This window comes from Mesorhizobium sp. M7A.F.Ca.CA.002.09.1.1 (genome assembly GCF_003998555.1).
In the GTDB taxonomy this organism is placed as follows: domain Bacteria; phylum Pseudomonadota; class Alphaproteobacteria; order Rhizobiales; family Rhizobiaceae; genus Mesorhizobium; species Mesorhizobium ciceri.
Window position 1 is genome coordinate 1 of sequence record NZ_RZRR01000745.1, and the last position, 2850, is coordinate 2850.

General features: G+C 63.4%; 4 protein-coding genes. 1 reads left to right on the forward strand and 3 read right to left on the reverse strand.

Features of this window, described 5'->3' with window-relative positions:
- Both EN994_RS25520 and EN994_RS25525 read right to left on the reverse strand, forming a co-directional pair.
- On the reverse strand, window positions 1-376 hold a 376-nt coding region (locus EN994_RS25520; protein ID WP_206530496.1), incomplete at its 3' end, for an ABC transporter substrate-binding protein.
- A 138-nt stretch (window positions 377-514) separates the two neighbouring features.
- Window positions 515-1288 (reverse strand): GntR family transcriptional regulator, encoded by a 774-nt coding sequence (locus tag EN994_RS25525; protein WP_063168746.1) that lies wholly within the window; start codon window positions 1286-1288, stop codon window positions 515-517.
- A gap of 111 nt (window positions 1289-1399) precedes the next feature.
- Here EN994_RS25525 and EN994_RS25530 point away from each other — a divergent pair, with 111 nt between their 5' ends.
- Window positions 1400-2152, forward strand: coding sequence for an NAD(P)-binding domain-containing protein (locus tag EN994_RS25530; RefSeq protein WP_063168745.1), 753 nt, complete (start codon window positions 1400-1402; stop codon window positions 2150-2152).
- A gap of 28 nt (window positions 2153-2180) precedes the next feature.
- Here EN994_RS25530 and EN994_RS25535 read toward each other — a convergent pair.
- A partial coding sequence (locus EN994_RS25535; protein WP_164746183.1) for an SDR family oxidoreductase occupies window positions 2181-2850 on the reverse strand: 670 nt, incomplete at its 5' end.

Here is a 2850-nt window from a genome sequence, read left to right on the forward strand (position 1 = left end):
GATTGGAGCCGAAGGTCATGGTCGGCAGCGTGCAGTCTTCATAGATTGGCAGCGTCGACTGGGCGACGCCGGAATTGAAGTTCACCAGGCCAAGCACGACCTTGTCATTGTCGCAGAATTTCTGGGCGACGAGCGTTCCCTCGCGCGGGTCGGCCTTGTCGTCCTGCTGGTCATAGGCAATGGTGACGCCATTGACGCCGCCATCGGCGTTCAGCCTGTCGACGTAGAGCTTGAAGCCATTGTGCCAGGTGCTGCCGAAATAGGCCTGCGCGCCCGAGAGCGGCGCGGACATTCCGACGGTAATCTGCTCGGCCATGGCCGGCGCTGCAAAAAGCGAGGCGCCGAGAAGAAGTGTGGCGATAGATTTTTTCATCATGGTTCCCCTTAGCTGCTGACTACGACAGGGGAGGCCGTTGCGGTCTTCTTCCCCGTGTAAGCCCATCGAAGCAGACAAAGGGATCGTCGTCAAGAAAGTGTCGACACTATTGCGTTCAATTTTGTGCTCAGATATCGATTATGCGTCGCGAGCCCTTCGGCGACGCTTCAGCTCGGCGCCATTGTCGGGCGCGAAAACCTTGAGCAAGGCGTCCTTGAGCGCTTGCTGCGTGGCGGAGACGGTCATTTCGATATGTTCGCGCAACAGTTTCGCGCCGTTCTCGGCATCGCGCTTGACGGCAGCCTCGACGATGGCCGAATGGGAGGTGATCTGCGCCTTGTCATGCGAAGGATGTTCGATCTGGATGCGGCGGATGAAGCGGATGCGTGCATTGATGGAGCTGAGCTGGCCGACAAGTTCCGGATTTCCGGAGAGTTCGGCGATGAGCAGATGGAAGCCTTCGTCCTCGGCCAGGATGACATCCGGCGGCTGGTCCGGGTAGGCGTCGACGATCGCTTCCCAGTAGCTCCGCAGCCGGTCGATTTCGCTGTCGTCGGCGCGCTCGCACATCAGCTTGAAAGCAGCGCACTCGATGATCGAGCGGAACTCGTAGAGATCGAGCAGGCCCTCGGTGCTGAGGCTTCTGACGAAAAAGCCTCGATTGGGCGTGAGCGAAACGAAACCCTCGGAGGCGAGCCGGTTCAGCGCCTCGCGGATCGGTGTGCGCGAAAGGCCAAGGCCGCGCGAAAGCTGGACCTCGTTGATGCGCTCTCCGGGCTTCAGCTTGAATTCGACCAGGAGCTTGCGGATGGTGTTGTAGGCGCGTTCGCTGCTATCGGCAGCGCGGCGCGTCTCCGCTTCAGCGGCAAGGGACGGGTCGCTATCGGCACTGGTCTCGGCTCGTTCGGTCACGTCGGTTCTCATCTGATTTGTATGCAGGCTGTGTCGACACTTTGTAGAGCCGCCTTTCTTTCCCAACTTCGTGTGAATGGCAAGCAGCAGGTTCAAATCCGGGGGACAACAATGATTGTAGGCATTCTTGGGGTCGGGCATCTGGCGACGTCCATGCTGGCTGGGTTCTTGCGTTCCGGGCTTGATCCCGCGGCGATCGTGCTGTCGCCGCGGGGCAAGGCGGCGGCGCTCTCCGCCCGGCACGGTTTTCGGCTGGCAATCGACAATCGCGATCTCGTCGAACAGTCCGATGTCGTCATTGTTGCGGTGCGGCCCGTGCATGCGCCGGATGCGGTCGCTGGCCTGCCGTGGCGCACGGACCAAACAATGGTTTCGGTTTGCGCCGGCGTAGCGCTATCGCGGTTTGCTGTCGCGCCTGCGCGCGCGGTGCGCGCCATGCCGTTCACGGCTTCCGAAATCTGTGCCAGTCCGACGATCTATTTCCCCGACCTTGAGCAGGCGCGGGCGGTCCTCGACTGGCTTGGCCCCTCGATCGCTCTGGCCAGCGAAACGGACTTCGAGTTGGCGACGGTCAATGCCGCCATCTATGGCTGGGTGCAGGATCTGATCCGCAGGACGACTGAATGGTCGAGCGCGCGAGGTCTCGATCCGGCAATTGGCCGCCGGCTGACGGCGATGACGTTCGTGGCCGCCGGGCGGCTGATTGAGGAGAAAGACCAGCCGATGCATCAGATGCTCGAGGAGCTGGTGACACCGGGCGGCATCACCGAGCGGGGTCTGCAGGTGCTTTCGGCGCGCGGAGTGCCTGCGGCCTGGGAGGAGGCCTGCACGGCCGTGCTCGACAAATTGACCGAGCCGGACTGAGGCGCGGCGTCGCTGACGCCACGCATGCTCATCGTTGCGGCGCGGGCGGATAGGTATGGCCGCCGGGCGCCTGTTCGCTCGGCGCGACGGTCAGTTCGCTGATGTCGACATGATCCGGCATCCGCAGCGCGGTAGCAAGCACGGCGGCAATGTCGGCCGGGCCGAGCGGCCGCTGTTGCGAGTACATGCGCTTGCGCAAGCCCTCGCGGTCGCCGTCGAAGGCCTTCAGATAGAAATCCGTTTCCACACGGCCCGGGGCGATCTCGGTCAGCCGCACGCCGGTGCCCGCGAGATCATAGCGCAGGATGCGACCGGCCTGGGAAAGGCCGGCCTTGGCCGCACCGTAGGTCGTCGTGCCGGGAAAAACGCCGCTGGCTGCCGTGCTGGTCAGGTTGAAGATGTGGCCACGCTTGCGCGCGATCATGCCCGGCAGCAACATGCGGATGAGCTGCAAGGGTGCGGTGAGGTTCAGCGCCACCACCTCGGCTGTTTCCTCCGCGCTCTGTTCGTGCAGGGGGCGCACGGTCGCCAAACCGCCGGCATTGTTGACCAGGACATCGATTTCCGCCGCACCGAGCGCAGAAGCGATCGCCTCGTTGTCGCGCACATCGGCGACAAGCGGTTTCACGCGTGGCCCGAGCCTCTCCTGCAGGACCTGTAGCGCGCCACGGCTGCGCGCCAGCGCATGGACGGTCAAT